This is a genomic window from Polaromonas sp. P1_A2 (assembly GCF_056406895.1).
This window is the reverse complement of the sequence record NZ_JBFTZI010000003.1, coordinates 326,081-345,079: the sequence shown is the minus strand read 5'-3', so window position 1 is coordinate 345,079 and position 18,999 is coordinate 326,081. Positions and strand designations below refer to the sequence as shown.

The 18,999-nt window shown below is 64.5% G+C and carries 24 protein-coding genes; 10 read left to right on the top strand and 14 right to left on the bottom strand.

Annotated elements, in window-relative coordinates; all coding sequences use genetic code 11:
* The first annotated feature begins 71 nt into the window (after positions 1–71).
* The 4 genes from yaaA to queF all read left to right on the top strand — a co-directional run bounded on the left by yaaA (position 72) and on the right by queF (position 3,613).
* On the top strand, positions 72–848 hold the full coding sequence (yaaA, locus tag AC1D09_RS13680; RefSeq protein WP_477661224.1) for a peroxide stress protein YaaA: 777 nt from the start codon (positions 72–74) through the stop codon (positions 846–848).
* Positions 849–872: 24 nt separating this feature from the next.
* The gene (locus AC1D09_RS13675; RefSeq protein WP_477661223.1) at positions 873–1,706 is read left to right on the top strand and encodes a 2OG-Fe(II) oxygenase; all 834 of its coding nucleotides are present in this window, start codon (positions 873–875) and stop codon (positions 1,704–1,706) included.
* Positions 1,707–1,871: 165 nt separating this feature from the next.
* The gene (locus AC1D09_RS13670; protein ID WP_477661222.1) at positions 1,872–2,768 is read left to right on the top strand and encodes an alpha/beta fold hydrolase; all 897 of its coding nucleotides are present in this window, start codon (positions 1,872–1,874) and stop codon (positions 2,766–2,768) included.
* 17 nt (positions 2,769–2,785) lie between these two features.
* Complete coding sequence (queF, locus tag AC1D09_RS13665; RefSeq protein WP_477661221.1) at positions 2,786–3,613, top strand: NADPH-dependent 7-cyano-7-deazaguanine reductase QueF; 828 nt, start codon at positions 2,786–2,788, stop codon at positions 3,611–3,613.
* 12 nt (positions 3,614–3,625) lie between these two features.
* Here queF and AC1D09_RS13660 read toward each other — a convergent pair whose 3' ends face one another.
* On the bottom strand, positions 3,626–4,486 hold the full coding sequence (locus tag AC1D09_RS13660) for an enoyl-CoA hydratase-related protein (protein ID WP_477661220.1): 861 nt from the start codon (positions 4,484–4,486) through the stop codon (positions 3,626–3,628).
* 14 nt (positions 4,487–4,500) lie between these two features.
* The gene (locus AC1D09_RS13655; protein WP_477661219.1) at positions 4,501–4,833 is read right to left on the bottom strand and encodes a hypothetical protein; all 333 of its coding nucleotides are present in this window, start codon (positions 4,831–4,833) and stop codon (positions 4,501–4,503) included.
* A gap of 207 nt (positions 4,834–5,040) precedes the next feature.
* Between AC1D09_RS13655 and AC1D09_RS13650 the strand changes: the two genes are divergently transcribed.
* From AC1D09_RS13650 to AC1D09_RS13640, 3 genes are read left to right on the top strand one after another with little or no spacing between them, the layout of a single operon-like run.
* Positions 5,041–5,634 (top strand): TetR/AcrR family transcriptional regulator, encoded by a 594-nt coding sequence (locus AC1D09_RS13650; RefSeq protein ID WP_477661218.1) that lies wholly within the window; start codon positions 5,041–5,043, stop codon positions 5,632–5,634.
* Between the two features lie 23 nt (positions 5,635–5,657).
* Positions 5,658–5,951: a YciI family protein gene (locus tag AC1D09_RS13645; protein ID WP_477661217.1), complete on the top strand. Its 294-nt coding sequence runs from the start codon at positions 5,658–5,660 to the stop codon at positions 5,949–5,951.
* Position 5,952: 1 nt separating this feature from the next.
* A complete protein-coding gene (locus AC1D09_RS13640) occupies positions 5,953–6,564 on the top strand; it encodes a DNA-3-methyladenine glycosylase I (RefSeq protein ID WP_477661216.1) in 612 nt (203 codons plus the stop codon).
* A gap of 56 nt (positions 6,565–6,620) precedes the next feature.
* Here AC1D09_RS13640 and AC1D09_RS13635 read toward each other — a convergent pair whose 3' ends face one another.
* The 8 genes from AC1D09_RS13635 to AC1D09_RS13600 all read right to left on the bottom strand — a co-directional run bounded on the left by AC1D09_RS13635 (position 6,621) and on the right by AC1D09_RS13600 (position 12,934).
* On the bottom strand, positions 6,621–7,928 hold the full coding sequence (locus AC1D09_RS13635; RefSeq protein WP_477661215.1) for an aminotransferase class V-fold PLP-dependent enzyme: 1,308 nt from the start codon (positions 7,926–7,928) through the stop codon (positions 6,621–6,623).
* Positions 7,929–8,045: 117 nt separating this feature from the next.
* Positions 8,046–8,726, bottom strand: a complete 681-nt coding sequence (locus AC1D09_RS13630; protein WP_477661214.1) for a cupredoxin domain-containing protein — start codon at positions 8,724–8,726, stop codon at positions 8,046–8,048.
* 15 nt (positions 8,727–8,741) lie between these two features.
* Positions 8,742–9,119, bottom strand: coding sequence for a DUF6632 domain-containing protein (locus tag AC1D09_RS13625; RefSeq protein WP_477661213.1), 378 nt, complete (start codon positions 9,117–9,119; stop codon positions 8,742–8,744).
* Positions 9,120–9,217: 98 nt separating this feature from the next.
* Positions 9,218–9,688: a tetratricopeptide repeat protein gene (locus AC1D09_RS13620; RefSeq protein ID WP_477661212.1), complete on the bottom strand. Its 471-nt coding sequence runs from the start codon at positions 9,686–9,688 to the stop codon at positions 9,218–9,220.
* 112 nt (positions 9,689–9,800) lie between these two features.
* Positions 9,801–10,640: a PhzF family phenazine biosynthesis protein gene (locus tag AC1D09_RS13615; RefSeq protein ID WP_477661211.1), complete on the bottom strand. Its 840-nt coding sequence runs from the start codon at positions 10,638–10,640 to the stop codon at positions 9,801–9,803.
* 152 nt (positions 10,641–10,792) lie between these two features.
* Positions 10,793–11,557: an alpha/beta hydrolase gene (locus AC1D09_RS13610; protein WP_477661210.1), complete on the bottom strand. Its 765-nt coding sequence runs from the start codon at positions 11,555–11,557 to the stop codon at positions 10,793–10,795.
* 25 nt (positions 11,558–11,582) lie between these two features.
* On the bottom strand, positions 11,583–12,326 hold the full coding sequence (locus AC1D09_RS13605) for an anti-sigma factor (RefSeq protein WP_477661209.1): 744 nt from the start codon (positions 12,324–12,326) through the stop codon (positions 11,583–11,585).
* Positions 12,323–12,934 (bottom strand): RNA polymerase sigma factor, encoded by a 612-nt coding sequence (locus AC1D09_RS13600; RefSeq protein ID WP_477661208.1) that lies wholly within the window; start codon positions 12,932–12,934, stop codon positions 12,323–12,325. Before AC1D09_RS13600 ends, AC1D09_RS13605 begins: the two co-directional genes overlap by 4 nt.
* A 235-nt stretch (positions 12,935–13,169) precedes the next feature.
* On the opposite strand from AC1D09_RS13600, the gene AC1D09_RS13595 reads away from it, so the two are divergent.
* Both AC1D09_RS13595 and AC1D09_RS13590 read left to right on the top strand, forming a co-directional pair.
* Positions 13,170–13,751: a DUF3455 domain-containing protein gene (locus AC1D09_RS13595; protein ID WP_477661207.1), complete on the top strand. Its 582-nt coding sequence runs from the start codon at positions 13,170–13,172 to the stop codon at positions 13,749–13,751.
* Between the two features lie 12 nt (positions 13,752–13,763).
* Positions 13,764–14,357: a hypothetical protein gene (locus AC1D09_RS13590; protein ID WP_477661206.1), complete on the top strand. Its 594-nt coding sequence runs from the start codon at positions 13,764–13,766 to the stop codon at positions 14,355–14,357.
* Positions 14,358–14,365: 8 nt separating this feature from the next.
* On the opposite strand, the gene AC1D09_RS13585 is transcribed toward AC1D09_RS13590, so the two are convergent.
* Genes AC1D09_RS13585 through AC1D09_RS13575 form a run of 3 tightly spaced genes read right to left on the bottom strand, consistent with a single transcriptional unit; the run spans position 14,366 to position 16,441 of the window.
* Positions 14,366–15,034: a cupredoxin domain-containing protein gene (locus tag AC1D09_RS13585; RefSeq protein ID WP_477661205.1), complete on the bottom strand. Its 669-nt coding sequence runs from the start codon at positions 15,032–15,034 to the stop codon at positions 14,366–14,368.
* Complete coding sequence (locus AC1D09_RS13580) at positions 15,031–15,492, bottom strand: group I truncated hemoglobin (protein WP_477661204.1); 462 nt, start codon at positions 15,490–15,492, stop codon at positions 15,031–15,033. The genes AC1D09_RS13585 and AC1D09_RS13580 overlap by 4 nt, the downstream gene beginning before the upstream one ends.
* 28 nt (positions 15,493–15,520) lie before the next feature.
* Entirely contained in the window at positions 15,521–16,441 is a 921-nt protein-coding gene (locus tag AC1D09_RS13575) for a DUF3034 family protein (RefSeq protein WP_477661203.1), read from the bottom strand.
* Positions 16,442–17,328: 887 nt separating this feature from the next.
* Here AC1D09_RS13575 and AC1D09_RS13570 point away from each other — a divergent pair.
* The gene (locus AC1D09_RS13570) at positions 17,329–17,790 is read left to right on the top strand and encodes a DUF1569 domain-containing protein (protein ID WP_477661202.1); all 462 of its coding nucleotides are present in this window, start codon (positions 17,329–17,331) and stop codon (positions 17,788–17,790) included.
* Here the strand turns inward: AC1D09_RS13570 and AC1D09_RS13565 are convergent.
* Positions 17,787–18,968, bottom strand: a complete 1,182-nt coding sequence (locus AC1D09_RS13565) for a Y-family DNA polymerase (protein WP_477661328.1) — start codon at positions 18,966–18,968, stop codon at positions 17,787–17,789. The two genes, AC1D09_RS13570 and AC1D09_RS13565, sit on opposite strands and share 4 nt — an antisense overlap.
* Between the last annotated feature and the right edge of the window lie 31 nt (positions 18,969–18,999).

Genomic DNA, 18,999 nt, shown 5'->3' with positions numbered 1-18,999 from the left:
CTTTGCCGTTCGCGGCCGGAAGTGCAACCCGGCTGTCGTAAAGTGGGGGTTTCGCCTTAATAACTCAAAGCATGCTGTTTCTTATTTCGCCGGCCAAGTCGCTGGACTACGACACGCCGCCGCACGTAGACACCCACACCCAAGCCCTGTTCACGCGCCAGTCGGCGCAATTGATTGAAGTGCTCAAGACCAAGACCCCGCAGCAGATCAGCAGCCTGATGAAGCTGTCGGACGCGCTCGCGGGCCTGAACGTGGCGCGCTACCAGGCCTGGTCGCCCAGATTCACCGCCAAAAACTCCAAGCAGGCCGCGCTGGCCTTTGACGGCGATGTGTATGGCGGCCTCGCCGCCAGGACTTTGAGCGCCGCGCAACTCGACTGGGCGCAGGACCACGTCTGCATCCTGAGCGGCCTTTACGGCGTGCTGCGGCCGCTGGACCGCATGCAGCCCTACCGGCTGGAGATGGGCACGGCGCTGGCCACGCCCCAGGGCAAAAACCTCTACCAGTTCTGGGGCTCGTTAATCTCCGACTACCTCAATGAACGCGCCGCCGCCGACACCACGCCCGTGGTCATCAACCTGGCCAGCGAGGAATACTTCAAGGCTGTGGACCGCAAGGTGCTCAAAGCGCGCGTGGTGAGCTGCGTGTTCGAGGAGTTCAAGGGCGGCAAGTACAAAATCATCAGCTTTAACGCCAAACGCGCGCGCGGCCTGATGCTGCGTTATGCGATCGAGAAAAAAATCGCCACGGTCAAAAAGCTTGAGAGCTTTGACGCCGAGGGTTACCGCTTCGACCCCAAGGCCTCGGAACCCGACCGGCTGGTGTTCCGGCGCAAACAGGCCGCCTGAGGCCACGCCCCCCAGCCCGCCACCATGCAAACCCAGGCCATCACGCGCGAGATGCAGGACTGGGTGGCGCAGCAGCTCGCGGCCGGGCATGGGCAGCACGAGGTTTTCCAGGCGCTGCTGGACGCCGGCTGGCATGCCGCCGCCGCCAACCGGGCCTTGGGCTTGCAGGCCGCCGGCGAAGCAGCGCTGCCGCAGCCCGCGCAGGCCGTGCCCCGTGTCCGGGCCGACGCCGCAGGCGCCATGGTGGACGCGGGCGACAAGTGGGTGACGGTGCGCGAACACCGCAGCGCGCCCGAACTCTGGGTGTTCGACAACCTGCTCAGCGCCGCAGAATGCGAGGCGCTCATCGCGGCGGCCGAATCGCGCCTGGCACGCTCGCTGACCGTGGACATACGCACCGGCGGCGAAGAGCTCAACCACGACCGCACCAGCCACGGCATGTTTTACACGCGCGGCGAGAACGAGGCGATTCGCCGCATCGAGGCCCGCATCGCGAGGCTGTTGAACTGGCCGGTGCGAAACGGCGAAGGGCTGCAGGTGCTGCGTTACCGGCGCGGCGCCGAGTACAAGCCGCATTACGACTACTTCGACCCCGGCGAGCCCGGCACCGCGGCCATACTGCGGCGCGGCGGCCAGCGCGTGGCCAGCCTCATCATGTATTTGCGCGAGCCCGAGGAGGGCGGCGCCACGGTATTCCCCGACATAGGCCTGCGTGTGCGGCCTCAGCAGGGCAGCGCGGTGTTTTTCAGTTATGCCTTGGCGCATCCCACCAGCCTCACGCTGCATGGCGGCGAGCCGGTGAAAGCGGGCGAAAAATGGATTGCCACCAAGTGGCTGCGCGAGCGGGAATTCATTTAACACCCCCATCCAGGCTCACTGCGTGTAGCCTGTTCCCCCCTTGCAGGGGGCGGCGCCTGCGGCTGGCGAAGCCGGACCCGCGGCCCTTGCTGGCGGGGACGTGTCCGTGACGCGTGGGCGACGCTGCAATTGGCACGCTTTGAGAGGCGGAGACCATAATCCTTTATGAAGATCAAAGCCAACCAGATAGACATCGAGATTGAAGACACCCACCCCGGCGACTCCACCGGCCGGCCCGTGGTGCTGCTCATCATGGGCCTGGGCATGCAGCTGATCGCCTGGCCGCCGGCCATGGTGCAGGCGATTGCCGATGCGGGTTTTCGGGTGCTGCGCTTTGACAACCGCGACATAGGCCTGTCGCAGCACTTCGATCACCTGGGCTCGCCCAGCCTGCTCTGGGAAGGGCTCAAGTTCCGCCTGGGCTGGCGCATACGCCCGCCCTATAGCGTGCAGGACATGGCCACCGACACCGTGGGTGTGCTCGATGCGCTGCACATCGCCAAGGCCCATGTGGTGGGCGTCAGCATGGGCGGCATGGTCGCGCAGCGCGTGGCGGTGCTGGCGCCCTCGCGCCTGCTCAGCCTGACCAGCATCATGAGCTCCAGCGGCGCGCGCGGCCTGCCCGAAGCCAGCCCGGCCGTCACGCGTGTGTTGCTCAGCCGCCCGGGCAAGGGCGTGCAGGCTGCGGTGGACCACACCGCGCGGCTGCTCAAGGCCATAAGCAGCCCCGGCTTTCCCACGCCCGATGCCGAGCTGCGCGAAAAAGTCGCCGCCGCGGCGCGGCGCAGCTTTCACCCGCAGGGCCTTGTGCGCCAGATGGTGGCGATTGCCGCCGACAGCAGCCGCGCGGCGGCGCTGGCCCAGGTGAGGGCGCCCACGCTGGTGGTGCACGGCTGCGCCGACCCGCTGGTGCCCATGGCCTGCGGCCAGGACACGGCCAGGCGCATTCCCGGCGCGCGCTTTGAAAGCATTGAAGGCATGGGCCATGATTTGCCGCCCGGGGTGGTGGAGCGTTTATTGGCCCTCTTGATTCCCCACTTCAGGGCCACAACTGCGGGTTAGAAGACAATCGAGTCCACATGAACACCCCTGAACAATCCCAGCTGGGCAAGACCTCGGCCTATATCGACCAGTACGACGCTTCGCTGCTCTTCCCTATCCCGCGCGAAGGCAAGCGCGCCGAAATCGGCGTCACCGGCACGCCGCCGTTTTTCGGCGCCGACCTGTGGACGGCGTTTGAGCTGAGCTGGCTCAACCTGCGCGGCAAGCCGCAAGTGGCGCTGGCCCACATCACCGTGCCCTGCGAGTCGCCCAACATCGTCGAGAGCAAGTCCTTCAAGCTCTACCTCAACAGCTTTAACAACACGCGTTTTGCCGACGCGCGCGAGGTGCGCGAACGCATACGCGCCGACCTCAATGCCGTGGTCGGCACCGGCGTAGGCATCACCACCCTGGGCCCCGAGCTGTTCGACCGCGAACCCGTGCATGAACTCGACGGCCTGAACCTGGACCGCCTCGACGTGGAGTGCATCCATTACCAGCCCGCGCCCGAACTGCTGTTCGCCGAGTTCGACGAGCCGCCCGTCGAGGAAACCCTGACCAGCAACCTGCTCAAAAGCAACTGCCTGGTCACCGGCCAGCCCGACTGGGGCAGCGTGCAGATACGCTACGCGGGACCGCAGATCAACCAGGAAGGCCTGCTGCAGTACCTGGTGAGCTTTCGCAACCACAACGAATTCCATGAGCAGTGCGTGGAGCGCATCTTCATGGACATCTGGACGCGCTGCAAACCGCTCAAGCTCTCGGTCTATGCGCGCTACACGCGCCGCGGCGGGCTGGACATCAATCCCTTCCGCACCAGCCACCCGCAGGCGCTGCCGTCCAGCGTGCGCACGGCGCGGCAGTAAAGATTTCTGCGCTTACTGACCGAACTCGCTGAAGTTTTTCAGCGGCGTCAACCCCGGGAACTGCCCCGCGCGCTTTTCCTTCATGGCCGTCACGGATTCGCGCACATGCGCGTTGCTCCAGATCGCGCCCTGCAGCCAGCCCATCTGTTTGAGCGCGTCGTCCACTGAATGGTCGCGCGCATAGTGCACGGCCTGCTTGGTGCCCCAGACCGCCACCGGCGGCTTGGCGGCGATTTCGTTCGCGCACTGCATGGCCGCCGCCAGCATGGCTTCGCTGGACTCAAACACCTCGTTGACCAGGCCGTAGCCCTGCGCCCTGGCGGCGGGCAGGCGGCGCCCGGTGTAGGCCAGCTCCTTGACGACGGCCAGCGGCAGCAGCTTGGGCAGGCGCTGCAAGGTGCCCACGTCGGCCACCATGCCGATGTTGATTTCCTGGATGCAGAAAAACGCGTCGGCCGTGGCGTAGCGCAGGCAGCAGGCCGTCACCATGTCGACCGCGCCGCCTATGCAGCCGCCCTGGATGGCCGCGATCACCGGGATGCGCAGGCTCTCGAGCTTGCTGAAGGTGGCTTGCATGCCGGCAAGCAGGTCGAAGATGGCGGCACGGCCTTCGGGGCTGCTGTCGTCCAAGGCGATCTCGCTGCCAAAGGTCTCCAGCGCCATGCCCGCGCTGAAATGTTTGCCGGTGCTCGAGATCACCAATACACGCGCCTCGCCGCTTTGGTGGATATGCGTGAGCGCCGCGTCCAGCTCGCGCCAGAACATCGGGTGCATGGTGTTCATCGCCTCGGGGCGGTTGAGCACCAGGTGGGCGATGTGATGGCTGGTGTTGAGGGTGAAGCAGGTCAGGGAGGGTGGGGTAGGAGCATTCATCCCACCACTCTAGTTCAGACGACCAATTCCAGCCAGTCACACCTGAGACGCCGCGCAAGGTGCGCGCGCGCCCTGGCATACACATACAGGCGCGGCGCCAGTATGCCCAGCACGCACAGCGGGTAAGCCCAGGCCGCCTCAAAAGCGTAGGCCGGCAGCCAGCCCGTCCAGCCCATGAGCCAGGCGGTCAGCACCGCTTCCCAGATCTGGCATTCAAGGGGGTGCGCCCCCCGCTGCGCCTCGCGCCAGTCTTTGACACGCTGCAGCTGGGCCAGCGTGATGTGGTGCCAGTACAGCGACCGGACTGGTGTTGAAGAAGGGTTGGAAGGATCAGAGGGATCAAACATAAAGCCTCCGTGCGAGGCTTCAATGTAAGTTTCGTGAAAGCTTCTGTCAACGGCCGAACTCCGGCGAGTTAGTCCAAACGCCGGACTTCGGCATCAAGAACGACTATCCGGCCCGCGATGAATACGCCGGGATTCTGCCGATCTGCAATTGACGAATTAGGATGACCGTCCTAGAATTCCGCGAAATTCAGATTCATTGCCTTATTCATGGCCACACCGACCCGCGACAGCATCGTCCAAGCTGCAGACACCTTGTTCTATGAGCAAGGGTTCGAACACACATCCTTCTCGAACATTGCGGATGCCGTGAAGATTTCGCGGGGCAACTTCTACCATCACTTCAAGACCAAGGATGAAATCCTGGCGGCAGTTATTGCCGAGCGGCTCAAGCGCACGCGCGCGATGCTGGCGCAATGGGAGGCCGATGGCCAAAGCGCGCAGGGTCGCATCCAGCTCTTCGTTACCCTGCTGATACGCAATCAGTCCAAGATCATGCGCCACGGCTGTCCGGTCGGCACCCTGTGCATGGAACTGGCAAAGCTCGGGCATCCGGGGCAGGGTGACGCCGATGCCATCCTGGATATCTTCCGGGTGTGGCTGCGAGGCCAGTTCCAGGAAATGGGCCGCGGCAAAGACGCGGATGCCCTTGCCCTGCATCTCCTGGCGCGCAGCCAGGGTGTGGCTGTGCTGGCGCAGTCTCTGCACGACGAAGACTTCGTGCGGCATGAGGTGGACCTCATGACAGCCTGGGTCCGGTCTTGTGCCACCGCAAAAAAGGCCGTCTCAAGCGGTTCGCGCTAGTCATCACTTCAAGAGGGTTGTTCATGTTCTGTATTTTTCTCAGGTTTTCAAGCAACAAGGGCCAGGCGGCGCAGCACATGGCGGAGCACAAGCGCTGGATAGGCCAAGGGTTCGACGATGAGGTCTTTCTTGCGACGGGTAGCCTCGCAGGTAATCAGGGCGGTATGGTTCTGGCGCACAACACCACACGCGAAGCGCTGCAAGCGCGTGTGGCGCTCGATCCCTTTGTGGCGGAAAACGTGGTCGAGGCCGAAATTGCGGAAATAGCCCTCAACAGGACCGACGAACGTCTGCAGTTCCTGCTGGGTCACGCTTGACATGGATGCGATCTTTCCAGGGCCCGATGGACAGCCACGTTGCCGTTGGTGTGCCGCCGCCCCGGAGTTCCTCCATTACCACGATACTGAATGGGGCTTTCCGGTCACCGATGACCTGCGCCTGTTCGAGAAGCTGTGCCTGGAGGGCTTCCAGTCAGGCCTGAGCTGGCGCACCATTCTCGCCAAGCGCGAGAATTTCCGAGCGGCCTTCCTGAACTTTGACTACCGGCGTGTTGCCCGCTTTGATGAACGTGATGTCAAGCGATTGCTCGCCGACAGCGGAATCGTGCGTCATCGCGGGAAGATCGAGGCAGTGATTCATAACGCCCGCATGGCCGAGGCGTTGGTGGATCGCGAAGGCTCGCTGGCATCCTTTTTCTGGAGCCGCGAGCCGAAGGCCACGCAGCTTGCGGAGCCGCAAACCATTTCGACTTCGGCGGCGTCACAGGCGTTGTCCAAGGAGTTGAAAAAACTGGGCTGGAAGTTCGTGGGGCCGACTACCGTATACGCCTTCATGCAAGCCGTGGGGCTGATCAATGACCACGCGAAGGAATGTGTCACGCGAACCCAGGTAAAGCGAGCGCGCCGGGCGCTCCTATTGCCCACTCCATGAATTGAGCGCACACCGGCATCTCGCAATTCAAGGGGGGCAAATCCCGGCAAGCCGGCTCAGGCCGTGCCCAAGGCCTTCAAGGCCGAGACCAGGCGGTCCAGGTCGGCCTCGGTGGTGTAGAGCGCCGGCGACACGCGTATGCAAGGCCCCCTGGCCACGCCGGTGCGGCGCACCGTCAGCACGCCGTAGCTGTCGCGCAGCTGCGCCACCAGCGCCTTGTAGTCGTCCGGAGTGCTCCTGCCGGCCAGGCGGAAGGAGGTGATGCCCGCGGCCATGCCGGGCTGGTCCGGCGTCAGGATGTCCACGCCCTTGAATTCACGGGCGCGGCTGACCCAGTAGTCGCGCAGGTAGCGCAGGCGCAGCTCCTTGGCCTTGGGGCCGATTTCCGCATGCAGGGCCAGCGCCCGGGGCAGGGTCAGCAGGGCCGCGAAATTGGAGGTGCCGCTGTGCACGCGCGAGCGGATGTCGTCGGCCGGCCAGTCCTCGTCGGCCATCGCGCGGTCTATGTCGGCCAGGCGCCCTTTGGCGATGTACATAAAACCCAGGCCGACGGGCGCGCCTATCCATTTGTGCAGGTTGAAGCCGACAAAGTCCACGCCGAGGTCCGCCACCTTGAAGTCGATCTGCCCCCAGGAATGCGCGGCGTCCAGCACCACGTCCACGCCGCGCGCCCTGGCCATGGCGGCGATCTCGGCCACCGGCATCACCAGCCCGGTGCGGTGGCTCACATGCGTGAGCAGCAACAGCTTGGTTTTGGGGTTGTTCGCCAGGGCGTCCCGATAGGCCTGCAGCACGGCTTCGCGCGTGGCGGGTTCGGGGATGTTGAACTTCACCACATTCACGCCGCGCCTGTCCTTGAGCCAGTTCATCGCGTACTGCATGGAGTCGTAGTCCAGGTCGCTAAACAGCACGCTGTCGCCGGGGCTGAGCTTGTTGTAGCCGCCTATCAGCAGCTGCAGGGCTTCGGTGGCGCCGCGTGTGAAGGCGATTTCGCCGGGGGCGGCGCCCACGGCGGCGGCCAGCAGCTTGCGGGCCTCGCCCGCGTCGCCGTCGAACTGCGAACGCGCGTAGTAGGAGTTCTCGCGGTTCACCATGTCGGTCTTGGCCTGGTACTCGCTGCGCACCGGGTCGGCCATGATGCCCCAGTAGCCGTTTTCCAGGTTCACTGTTTTGGGTGTCACGGTGTAGAGCGAACGCACGGCCGCCCAGTAGCCACGGTCGGTGGCGATGGCCTGCGCTTCGCCCGCGGGCAGGGGCGGCAGGCTGCGGGCGGCGGCTGGGGTTTGGGTTTGGGCCTTGACGGCAGTGATCGAGGCGGTGGCCATGAGGCCCATGACAAAACCGCGGCGATTGGCATGCAGCATGAGACGAATCCTTGCGAGTGACTGGTGCCAGCGGTTGTATCCGCCGGACATGTCAGGCATGTGTCGCCATGGCTGCGGCCTGTTGGCCGGCTGGGGGCGGGTGTGCGCCCGCTTCCCTCAGATCCGGCGGCGGCGCGGCACCACGCTGAGCTGCAGCGTGAGCTTGCCCGGCGAGGCCGTCACGGTATGGGCTTGCGGCGCGATGTCTATCAGCTGGTCGGCGTGCCAGACTTTGATCTGCGCTGCGCCTTCGGGCAATTGCTCGATCTGTGCCACGCCCTCGGCATTCGTCAGCACGGCCCAGGGCGAATCGCTCACATACACATGGCCGCGCATGGAGCCGTGGATGTGGCAGCCCAGCAGCACGGCGCCGGCCTTGGTGAAAGTGGCATCGGCGGTTTTGGCCGGCTTGCCTTCGGGCTTGCCGTCCAGGCGCAGCTCAAAGCCTTCGCCCGCTGCCGTATTAAATTGCGCCGCGCCGGCGGCCGAGGCGCGCACATGGTGTTCCCAGGGGTCGTTGTTGACGAACTGGGCCTTGGCCCCCACGCCCACCACGCTGACGGCCGGCACAAAACGCATTTTCTCCTGGTAAATCGTCACCTGGTCGGGCAGGGGCTTGGGCGGTGCACCGGTTTTGGCCGAGGGCACGACCACCACAACCGCATCGGGCGCCGGTTTGCCCTCCTTGTCGAGCACCAGGACGGAAAGGCTTGCGGCGCCGGCCCCCGCGGAAAAGGCCAGGCCGGCCAGCAACCAGAGGGTGGATGCCAGCATCCGCGATGAAAAAGCGTGTGTCATGGAATTTCTTTCGTCTCAGGCTTGGCGAGGTGTCAATACGGCCAGCACGGCCGCCACCACAAACAGCGCCAGCACATCGCCCCAGAGGTGGCCCATGGTGTGCTGGCCGCTGAAGGACTGCACCGCCATGATCCCGCCGTGCACGATGCTGGACCAGACGGTGAACCAGATCAGGCTGAGGTGGGCCAGGGGATTGCGCGACGCCAGCAGCAGGAAGACGCCCAGCGTCGCGTAGAGGCCGAGGATCATCTCCAGGTAGTAGGAGCGCCCCTCGGCATGCCAGGACCAGCCCGAAGGCCAGACCATGGTGAGCGGCCACAGCGCGAAGATAAAGGTCAGCCCCATCAGCAGCAGCGCGATGCGCAGGTATTTGAGGCGGTTGGTGTCGGTCATGGTTTTTCTCTTTCGAATCGGCTCAGGCCGCGCATGTCAAACCGCTGGCAAAACCCTCCCGGCGGCACGGCGGCGCCGGGAGGGTTTTGGGTGCTTCTTTATTTGGCGGCCGGCTTGTAGTCAGCCACGGCCTTGGCCAGGTCGCGGGTTTCTTCGCAGTTGGCGCAGATGGACTGCAGCTTGGCCAGCTGGGCGTCGGCCTGGGCCTTCTGGTTGGTCTTGAGGTAGGCGATGCCCGAGTATTCGAGCGCGCCCTTGTGGTTGGGGTCCAGCGCCAGGGCCTTGCCGTAGGCGGCAAAAGCCTCGTCGTACTTGCCCAGCCAGCGGTTGGAATAACCGAGGTAGTTGTAGGCGTCGGCATTCTTCGGGTTCTTGGCCACAACCTTGTTGAAGCTGCTCACGGCTTCGGACCAGTTCTTGGCGTCTATGGCCTTTTTGCCGGCCGCGAAGTCGTCGATCTGCGCGTTCTGCACCGGCGTGGTCTGGATATCGGCTGCGACGGCAGCACCGGCCAGGGCCAGGGCGACAACGGGCAGGGCAATGAAGTTGCGGATGGAAAAAGCGTTCATGTCGGGCTCCTTGAAATGTGGGTCAATGGGATGCGCTGCAAATCAGCACCTTATACAAACGACGTGAAAAGGAAATCGGATGCGGGGGAATTCGTATTTATTTGTAATGGGCTTAAGCCAGCTCGTGCATGATGCGCGCCGTCCCGGAAACCTTGATCGAGGCTCCCGGGGCAGGCGGAATCTGGGCATGCAAGCGCGAACGCATACCCATGTCCTCACCCTGCACGATGTTGATCGCGCCTCCGTGCGGCCAATCCAGGTCACGCAGGTAACCCGCAAAAGCGGCGGTGGCCGCGCCTGTCGCCGGGTCTTCGTACACACCGCCCGACGCAAAGGGGTTGCGCGTGTGAAAAAGCCGGGGCGTTTCCGCGTAAGCCAGGAGGATGGTCACCAAACCCGCCTTGTTCATCAGTTCGCGTCCCGCATCCAGGTCGTATTGCATGGCCGCCAGCTTTTCGCGGCTGTTCAGGGCCAGCACCAGGTGATCCGCGCCACCATGGGCCAATGCCGGCGCAATGCGCGGGTCCAGGTCGGGCGGCCCGTAGCCGAACAGCTCCAGGGTGGCCTGCACCAGCGTTTCCGGCGCAGCCTGGCTGCGCGTGGGCGGCGATTGCAGCGCGGCGGCAATGGTGTCTCCGTTGCGCCGGCCTTCAACCGTGATGTCGGCCTTGTTCAGGCTCAGGGCAAACACGCCATCGCCGTGTTGAAGAGCCAGCGCCGCGCCCAGGGCAATCGTTGCGTGGCCGCAGAAGGGCACTTCGGATTCCGGCGAGAAATAGCGCGCCCGCCAGCCAGCGCCTGCCGGGACGGCAAAAACCGTTTCCGAAAAACCCACTTCCGCGGCGATCCGCTGCATTTCCGCGTCGGCGGGAAAGAAGCCGGTGATCATCACGCCGGCGGGGTTGCCGCCTGTGCTTCCATCAGAAAACGCTGCGATCTTCAAAACGTTCATTTTTTCTTTCCCTTTTCTCTTCCATTTGACAGACGGAGGTGGCCCCCTCCCTTGAACGCCGGTTCAAAGCGCCTGTTGCCAGTGAAGGCCACATGGCAGTATGCGCGGACCGAATAAAAAGTGCAGCACCCTTGGCCGGCTGGACGCGGCGCTCACAGCATCGATTGAAACAAGGGCAGGTACTGCGGGTGCTGCGAAACCGTGTTGTGCGAGGTTCCGGGCAGCACCTTGAGCGCGGCCGTCCCCTTCTTGAACTGCGCATACAGCTTTTCGGTGCTGGCCGCCGGGATGAGCTCGTCCTGCCCGGCCGCAATCAGCAGCGTGGGCGCCGTGACCTGGGGCGCGTACTTCCAGGACTCAAACTTGTCGACCAGCAGCCAGGAGATGGGAAACCAGGGAAAACGTTGCGCGGCCAGTTCCTGGATGCTGTTGTAAGGCGTCACCAGGATCAGGCGCGACACTGGCCGCTGGCTGGCCACCCAGACAGCCACACCCGAACCCAGGCTTCTTCCGACCACGGTGACCTCCGCATGGGCTTTGCCGACGTGGTCGAACAAGGCCAGGGCATCGCTTTGCAATGCCGCCTCGCTGGGGCTTCCGCTGCTGCCGCCGTAGCCGCGGTAATGGAGCAGGTAAATGGAATGGCCCGGAAAGGCCTGCGCGAAAGACGGCAGATTGGCCGAAACATCTTCGGCATTGCCGCCGAAGTAGACGATGGCCTTGGGCCCGGTGGTTTGCCGCGTGGTGAGCACCAGTTCAGCATCCTTGACCTGGAACTGCTGTGTCGTGGCCGGGCCGCCCCAGGATTTGGGCTGGGGAAAATAAATCAGCGAGCGTTGGTACACAAACAGCGCCGCGCAAAGGGCCAGGTAAGCCAGCAGCAGGACCGCTACAAAAATCGTCACCGCGCGCGCCATGGGTGGGGGTGTTGGCCGTGGGGGCTCACCACAGCTTGGCGCAATTGCCGCTGAAGACCACGGTCTCGCCGGGCTTGGCCGGGTTGGCGTCCGCCTCCAGCGTCACCACCAGCTTGCCGACCTTGGACAGCAGTTTCTCCGAGGTGTCGGGCAGTATGGACACCGCCGAACCGCTGGTCGGGACCGTACCCAGTGAGAAGGCCGGGCCGTTGGCCGGCACGGCCCAGAGCACCAGCTTGCCGGCAGCGGGCGGTGTGATGGGGCCTATGACCTTGACCGTCATGGTCTTGCCGTGGCGCAGCGAGCTGACCAGCAGCTTGCCGTTGCCCTGGGCGTCGGTCAGCAGGCCCACATAGCTCTGCGGCAGCTTCTCGCCCGAGCGCATGGCGAGCTGGTCGCTGGACATGAACAGGGTGGGCATGGCCATAAAAAATACGCTGGCCGCGACCACACCGGCCGCCAGGCCGCCAACACCAAAACCCGCAGGCTTGAGCCAGCCCTGCCAGGAGCTTTTGCCCCGCGGCGCCTGCCGCGCACCCGCGGGCTGCGTGCGCGCCGCGATCGCGGCCCACACCCGGGGTGAAGGCTTGTGCGCCGGCACCGGCAGGGCCAGCTGGCCCAGGCGCGCCTCCCACTGTGTGACGCGCACACGCACGTCGATGCGGTCGCGCTGCAGGCGTTCAAAGCGGCGGCGCGCACCGCCGGCCAGCGTGCCCAGCACATAGGCCGATGCCAGGTGTTCGAGCAATTCGGGGTTGGTGTATCTCATGACGCCACCACCCCCTGCGCGGCCAGGCAGCCCTTGAGTTTTTCCAGGCCGCGCCGTATCCAGGCTTTCACCGAACCCAGCGGCGCGCCCATTTGCGCGGCGACCTCGGTGTGCGACAGGCCCTGGTAATAGGCCAGCGCCAGGCTTTGCCGGTGGCTGCCCTCGAGCGCGTTCATGCAGCCTTCTATATGCAGGGCCTCGGTGGCCTGCTCCAGCAGCTGCATGGCGCTGGGGGCGGGCGCGGCGCTGCTTTCGATGGCGTCCTCGTCCAGCTCATCCGATTCGGGCAGCTCGCTTTCCTTGCGGCGCGCGCGTGCCCGGAAGGCGTCCAGCGCCTTGTTGCGAACGATGGCGATCAGCCACGTCATGGGTTGAATGGCTTGGCCGTCCACCTCGCTTCGGTAGCCGGCCGCGCTTTTCCAGATACTCACATACGCCTCTTGCAGCACATCCTCGGCCGCCTGTCCTTGTCCCAATATACGAACGGCGACGCCAAACAGATGCGTGTGGGTGCGTTCATAAATATCGGCAAAGCAGGCGTGGTCGCCTTGCGCCGCGCCGGCGATCAGGGCTTGCAGGCTGCGGGTGTCCGTGTCGGCCAATTTCATGCGGCTGAGTATAGGGAGTTCCGCCTGGGCGGCAAAAGCCGGCGGGAATGGGCATTTTTTGCGGAAAAACGCATCCGATTTGCGCCGGCCGGCGTTTGTCCCCGGTAGGCCGGGCGCCGCGCCGGCCCACACCCCTTCCGCCCGTGGGGTTGTTGGGGCATTTTTACCCGTCATTTTTCTTTTCTTTAACCCGGAGACCTGTCAATATGGGCAGGACTCCTTCCAGGAGATCGCCATGACATCGATTGCAACTGCTGTCGCCCAACCCAGGCTCAACGCGGGCCTTGTGGCCGCCGCCCTGTGCGCGGGCCTCTTGAGCGCCTGCGCCGGCGGCCCGGCCGCACAGGCCTACGCCGGCAAGCCGGCGCCCGCCGCGCTCAAGCCGGCCGACAACGAGCACGCGGCCTTCACCTGGCATGCGGTGGGCTCGCAAATCTATGAATGCCGCGCCAGCGACAAGGGCGGCTGGGCCTGGGTGTTTGTCGCGCCTGAGGCGGACCTGTTCAACCAGAAGGATGAAAAAGTCGGCACGCATGGCGCCGGCCCGCACTGGACCGCGCTGGACGGCAGCAAGACCGTGGGCACGGTGAAGGCCAGGGCCGACGGCGAACGCCCCGCCGACATCCCGCTGCTTTTGCTGACGGCCAAATCCGCCGGCATGCCCGGCAAGATGGCTGCCGTCACCAGCGTGCAGCGCCTGAACACCGAGGGCGGCAATGCACCGGCCAGGGGCTGCGCCACGCAGGCCGACGCCGGCAAACGCGTCAAGGAAGGCTATACCGCCGACTACGTGTTCTTTGCCGCCAAAAACACCTGAAGCGAGTGCAGCATGTCCGTGCTCAAGAACCTCTTTAGCGCCAGCAAAAGCCCCAAGCCCGGGGCCACGGGGCCTGAGACAGGCCCGGTCAAGATGAACCTTGACGAGCGCATGGAGTTCAGGCGCGAGCTGCTGTATGAAGCGATACGGGTGACCATGCAGGCCCACGGGATCCTGTCGGCCAGCTACAAATTCCGCGTGGTGCGCAACGACAAGCGGGGCCACCAGTACCTGGTGCTGGTGGACCTTTCCACCGACTTTCTGGACAGCCGGGAGGGCGCGCCCGCCCGGCTGGCCGAGGTCGGTGCGGCTATCGCCAAAAATGCCGTCGCGCGCTACAACCTGCTGGTCAGCGGCGTGTACTGGCAGGTCAATGAGCAGATCCAGGGCTTCTCGGCCAGCCGTCCCGCCGTGCTCCGCGCGGGCCAGGACGCGGGCGATTCGCGGCCGCCGGTGCGGCGCCATGAGCGCGCCACCGCGGAAGAGCTCGCGGCCTTTGAGGCTGCCTGGGAGAAGGGCCGGGCCATGCAAATTGGCGACCGGGTTTATTCATCCGACCTGGCGCCGCTGGAGCCGGACTCCCAGAAGGACGACAGCCAGCGTTAAGGGGGACTTCAGGGCCTGCGCCGCCGCGGCACCACCGTGAGCTGCATGACGTTTTTGGCCTGCACCGTGCCCACCGTCACCTGCTGCGGCGCGATGTCTATCAGCTGGTCGGCCTGCCAGACCTTCACCTGGGCCGTGCCCTCGGGCAGGTCCTCGAAGGTGGCAATGCCTTCCGCACTGGTCTTGCCGGCCCAGGGCGATTCGCTGGCATAGATGTAGCCACGCATGGAGCCGTGGATAAAACAGCCCAGCAGGGTCGCGCCCAGCGCGCCGGCCTTGTCCAGTGTGACTTCGCCGGACTTGGCGGGCTTGCCCTCGGTTTTGCCTTCCAGGCGCAGCTCGAAGCCGGCATTCGCCGCGTTGAACTGGCCCATGCCCGCGGGTGAGCTGCGCACATGGTGGTCCCAGGGGTCGTTGTTGACGAACTGCAGCTTCGCGCCCACGGGCAGCACCGTCACCGCCGGGATGAACTGCATTTTTTCCTGGCTGATGGTGGCTTGCGGCGGCAGCGGGTTTTTGGGTTTGGCGTTTTTGTTGGCCGGCGTCACCACCACCACCGCGTCCTGCACCGGCTTGCCCTCCTTGTCGAGCACCGACACCACCAGGGTGCCGGCCTGCGCCGCCGCACTGAGCGCCAGCAATGCAGCAAAGCTGATGGCGTGTAGACGCGCGTTCATGGTTTGGCCGCGCTTTCCGCCGGCGTGATGATGTCGCGGTTCATGGGCGCCAGCAGCGCCAGCATTTCATTTTGTTTGCGAAACGGAATGCCTTTGGCGTCCATGCTTTGCTGCAGCACCTCCACCAGCGCGTGGAAGTCGGATTTTTTGATGTCCAGGTTGGCATGCGCGCTTTTCATGTCCGCGCCCTTGTAGACGCAGGGGCCGCCGCTCAGCGCGCAAAGCTGCTCCACCAGCTGCTCCTTCACGCGCTGCTGGTTGGCCGGCTGGAAGTGCGGCCCGGTGCGCGGGTCGGCCAGCAGCCGCACCATGAAGTCGTCCATCAGCGCGACCAGGCCGGGCTTTTCACCAAAGGCTTTGTAGAGCTGGTCGCCAGGGGCGGCGGTTTGCGCCAGCGAGGCGCCGGATGACAGCAGGCTGCCGGCCGCAAGCGCCAGGCAGATCAGGGTTTTGTTCATGGCGTGTCCTTCAATGGTGGGGAGGGATTTAGAAAGCTACCTGGGCCGAGAGGTAATAACCGGTCTGCTTGCGATTGCCGGTGGTGGCGGGCACGATCATGCCCAGGTCCACATAGGCCAGCGTCAGCGAGAGGTTTTTGCTGGGCGCCCAGGCAATAAAGATGTCCTTCCAGTCTTCCGAGCGCAAGCCATTGCCCAGGCCCGCGGCGCGGCCCGCGCCCTCGAGCTTGTTGCGCATGAAGCGGTATTCGGCGCCGATGGCGACGTTTTTGCTGAGCAGGTAAGCGACGGAAAACTCCGGCTGCAGGGTGTAGCGGTTTTCATTGCCGCCCAGCGTCGCGCCATAGCCCAGCAAGCCGTTCTGGTTGGCCTTGGTCGCGCGCAGCGTGCCGTTGACCAACAAGCTCTGGCCCAGGAAAAGTTTGGTGGCGCTCACATACAGGTCCACACCCGAACGTTTGGCGCCCAGCGCGTCCAAGGTGCCATCCAGCCCGGTCGAGCCCAGCTTCTTGTATTGCACACCCACCGCCACTTGCGGCACCAGCGTGTCGCTGTCGAGCACGGCATCGCCCAGCACACGCCACTTGGCGCCCACGATGGTTTGTTTCAGGTGCAAACCGGGCAGGCCCAGTGCCACACCGGTATCCCGCGTGTTGAAGTCCTGCCGCGCGATGGACAGCTCATAACGGTCATCAATGCCCAGCGCCGCACCATAGATATTCAGGCCGTAGTCGCGCGTACCAACATGGGTCAGGTAGGCCGAGCCGCCCGTCTCCCCCGCCGTGGCATTGCTGCCGATGACAGCCCAGGGCGTCAACCCGCCGCCGGCCGCACCTTCAATGCTGCTGACACCGCCGGTCAGGAGGAGTTTGCCGGTGTCGGCTTGCGCGCCGACGCACAGGAAGAGGATGGCGAGTAGCGGGAGGGGGTAAAGAAGGATTTTTTGCATGATGTGGGGATGGTTGGGTTTGTTGTTTTGGAATACGGATGGGAAGGTGGGTTGGATTCAGCTTTTTTCGAAATTGCTATGGAGCCGGGTTTTGCTCCGGCGGGCGCGCTCCCTCCCTCTCCTCCTTCCTCCCTTCACCGCCCTCTGCGTTGGCTTGCTGGCCGGGGGTAGCCCGGCAGCTACTCACTTTTCTTTTGCTTCGCCAAAAGAAAAGTAAGCAAAAGAAAAGGCGACCCTGGTGTCTGCGTCCCTTCGCTTCGCTACGGGCAACCTGCGGTGCTCGGTTCAGGCGGGGTCTCGCTAAACTCGCTTCGCTCAGACAACGCGATCCCTTATCCGCCTGAACCTCCGCTCCTCGGCGCATACACAAGGGGGTGGGAGAAAAATACCGGATACCTGAAGAAAAAAGGACACGCCATGGCGTGTCCTTTTTTTGTATTGATTTTTCTTTGGTATTTGTCTTCTGTCCCCGCTCCCGATTGCCCCGTCCTGGCTGGGCCGAGGAGCGCAGAGGCAAGCGGATCAGGGCTGGCGTTGTTTGAGCGGAGTGAAACGCAGCGAGTTTAGCCAGACCCCGCTTGGCTCGAGCACCGCAGGTTGCCCGCAGCGAAGCGGAGGGACCCAGACTGCGGGTCGCCTTTCTTTTGGGTACTTTTCTTTGGCGAAGCAAAGAAAAGTACCTCGCCCGCCGGGGCGAGACCCGGCCAGCCGCTCTCAGCAGAGGAAGGAGAGGTAAGAGAAGGCAGAGAGCGCGCTCAGCCGGAGCAAGACCCGGCAACCAGTCACCTGGGGAACACGCAGTCGCCCCCTCGACTGCTAGCATTCCACCAATGAACCGCCGCCACTTCCTAGCCGCCGCAACGGCAACCTTGACCGGAGATTTCGCCATGGCCGACCTCCCCAAAGTAGGCTCACTCGATGACGCCCTGCGCTGGCTGGACAGCCTGGACAAGGCGGCCGGCGTCAAAACCACGGGCCAGTGGCCCATGGTCTCGGTGCTGGAGCATATGGCGCAAAGCGTGGAGATGAGCCTGGACGGCTTTCCGCAGCCCAAAAGCGCTTTTTTCCAGAACACCGCCGGCGCGGCCGCGTTTGCTTTTTTCAAATGGCGCGGGCAGATGAGCCATAGCCTCAGCGAACCCATTCCCGGCGCGGCGGCCTTGCGGCGTGAAGGTGACTGGCGGCCCGCATCGGCCCGCTTGCGTGCCGCGATTGAGCGCTTCACGCGCCATCAAGGCCCGCTCAAGCCGCACTTTGCCTATGGCGCGCTCGGCAAGGCCGACTTCGCGCTGGCCCATGCCTTCCACATCGCCAACCACCAGGACGAAATCGTCGTACAGACCCGTTAGAACAACTGGTCGGTGGTGTTTGATTCGGCGCGTTCCGGATCTCTTTTCTCGTCAGCAAGCGGCACCTCGCCGGCGCGCGCCAGGGTAGATGCGCGCACGCCCAGCAGGCGCAGCTTTCTCTCCAGCGGCACGCGCTTGAGGCACTGGCCGGCCAGTCGCCGAATCGTGGCGCCGTCATCGGTGTAGCTGTCAGCGGTCTGGTCGCGTGTGGCGATCTTGAAGTCGTCGTAGCGCAGCTTGATGCCTATGGTCTTGGCGACGTAGCCCTTGCGCTGCAGGTCCTCGCCCAGGCGCAGGCACAGGTCGGTGAAGATGGCGCCCAGCTCGGCCTTGTTGCGCACCGCGTGCAGGTCGCGGTCGAAGGTGGTCTCGCGGCTCATGCTGACCGGCTCGCTTTCGGTCACCACCGGGCGGTCGTCGCGGCCCCAGGCGGCTTCGTGCATCCACGCGCCCGTGGCCTTGCCGAAGTTGTCCACCAGCCAGCCCGGGTCCTGCGCGGCGAGCTCGCCAATCGTGTGGACGTGCAGCTTCGCGAGCTTTTCGCCGGCCTTGGGGCCTATGCCGTTGATCTTGCGCACATGCAGCGGCCAGATCTTTTCCTGCAGGTCGGATTCGTAAATGACGGAAATCCCGTTGGGCTTGTTGAACTCGCTGGCCATCTTGGCCAGCAGCTTGTTGGGCGCCACGCCCACCGAGCAGGTCAGACCCGTCTTTTCAAAAATCGCCTTCTGGATCAGCCGCGCCAGCACGCGCCCGCCTTCGCGCTGGCCGCCGGGCACGTCGGTGAAGTCGATGTACACCTCGTCCACGCCGCGGTCCTGCATCAGCGGCGCGATGTCGGTAATGGTGCTCTTGAAGAGCTGCGAATACTTGCGGATTTCCGAAAAATCCACCGGCAGCACAATCGCCTGCGGGCAGAGTTTGGCAGCCTTCATCATGCCCATGGCTGAACCCACGCCGAACTGCCGCGCCGCATAGGTGGCCGTGGTGATGACGCCGCGGCCCACATAGTCCTTGAGCAGTGGAAAACTTTCGACCGGGATAAAAGGCAGCGGGCGCTCGCCCTGCGCGGCACGCAGTTCCTCATCGACCTTGCGCCAGCCGCCGCCTATGACCACCGGCAAGCCCTTGAGCTGCGGGTAGCGCAGCAGCTCGACGGACGCAAAAAACGCGTCCATGTCGAGGTGGGCAATGCGGCGAATCTTGGCG

Coding starts and splice junctions, on each gene's coding strand:
- yaaA (WP_477661224.1), top strand. CDS start 72: ATGCTGTTTCTTATTTCGCCGGCCAAGTCGCTGGACTACGACACGCCG.
- AC1D09_RS13675 (WP_477661223.1), top strand. CDS start 873: ATGCAAACCCAGGCCATCACGCGCGAGATGCAGGACTGGGTGGCGCAG.
- AC1D09_RS13670 (WP_477661222.1), top strand. CDS start 1,872: ATGAAGATCAAAGCCAACCAGATAGACATCGAGATTGAAGACACCCAC.
- queF (WP_477661221.1), top strand. CDS start 2,786: ATGAACACCCCTGAACAATCCCAGCTGGGCAAGACCTCGGCCTATATC.
- AC1D09_RS13660 (WP_477661220.1), bottom strand. CDS start 4,486: ATGAATGCTCCTACCCCACCCTCCCTGACCTGCTTCACCCTCAACACC.
- AC1D09_RS13655 (WP_477661219.1), bottom strand. CDS start 4,833: ATGTTTGATCCCTCTGATCCTTCCAACCCTTCTTCAACACCAGTCCGG.
- AC1D09_RS13650 (WP_477661218.1), top strand. CDS start 5,041: ATGGCCACACCGACCCGCGACAGCATCGTCCAAGCTGCAGACACCTTG.
- AC1D09_RS13645 (WP_477661217.1), top strand. CDS start 5,658: ATGTTCTGTATTTTTCTCAGGTTTTCAAGCAACAAGGGCCAGGCGGCG.
- AC1D09_RS13640 (WP_477661216.1), top strand. CDS start 5,953: ATGGATGCGATCTTTCCAGGGCCCGATGGACAGCCACGTTGCCGTTGG.
- AC1D09_RS13635 (WP_477661215.1), bottom strand. CDS start 7,928: ATGCTGCATGCCAATCGCCGCGGTTTTGTCATGGGCCTCATGGCCACC.
- AC1D09_RS13630 (WP_477661214.1), bottom strand. CDS start 8,726: ATGACACACGCTTTTTCATCGCGGATGCTGGCATCCACCCTCTGGTTG.
- AC1D09_RS13625 (WP_477661213.1), bottom strand. CDS start 9,119: ATGACCGACACCAACCGCCTCAAATACCTGCGCATCGCGCTGCTGCTG.
- AC1D09_RS13620 (WP_477661212.1), bottom strand. CDS start 9,688: ATGAACGCTTTTTCCATCCGCAACTTCATTGCCCTGCCCGTTGTCGCC.
- AC1D09_RS13615 (WP_477661211.1), bottom strand. CDS start 10,640: ATGAACGTTTTGAAGATCGCAGCGTTTTCTGATGGAAGCACAGGCGGC.
- AC1D09_RS13610 (WP_477661210.1), bottom strand. CDS start 11,557: ATGGCGCGCGCGGTGACGATTTTTGTAGCGGTCCTGCTGCTGGCTTAC.
- AC1D09_RS13605 (WP_477661209.1), bottom strand. CDS start 12,326: ATGAGATACACCAACCCCGAATTGCTCGAACACCTGGCATCGGCCTAT.
- AC1D09_RS13600 (WP_477661208.1), bottom strand. CDS start 12,934: ATGAAATTGGCCGACACGGACACCCGCAGCCTGCAAGCCCTGATCGCC.
- AC1D09_RS13595 (WP_477661207.1), top strand. CDS start 13,170: ATGACATCGATTGCAACTGCTGTCGCCCAACCCAGGCTCAACGCGGGC.
- AC1D09_RS13590 (WP_477661206.1), top strand. CDS start 13,764: ATGTCCGTGCTCAAGAACCTCTTTAGCGCCAGCAAAAGCCCCAAGCCC.
- AC1D09_RS13585 (WP_477661205.1), bottom strand. CDS start 15,034: ATGAACGCGCGTCTACACGCCATCAGCTTTGCTGCATTGCTGGCGCTC.
- AC1D09_RS13580 (WP_477661204.1), bottom strand. CDS start 15,492: ATGAACAAAACCCTGATCTGCCTGGCGCTTGCGGCCGGCAGCCTGCTG.
- AC1D09_RS13575 (WP_477661203.1), bottom strand. CDS start 16,441: ATGCAAAAAATCCTTCTTTACCCCCTCCCGCTACTCGCCATCCTCTTC.
- AC1D09_RS13570 (WP_477661202.1), top strand. CDS start 17,329: ATGGCCGACCTCCCCAAAGTAGGCTCACTCGATGACGCCCTGCGCTGG.
- AC1D09_RS13565 (WP_477661328.1), bottom strand. CDS start 18,968: ATGGACGCGTTTTTTGCGTCCGTCGAGCTGCTGCGCTACCCGCAGCTC.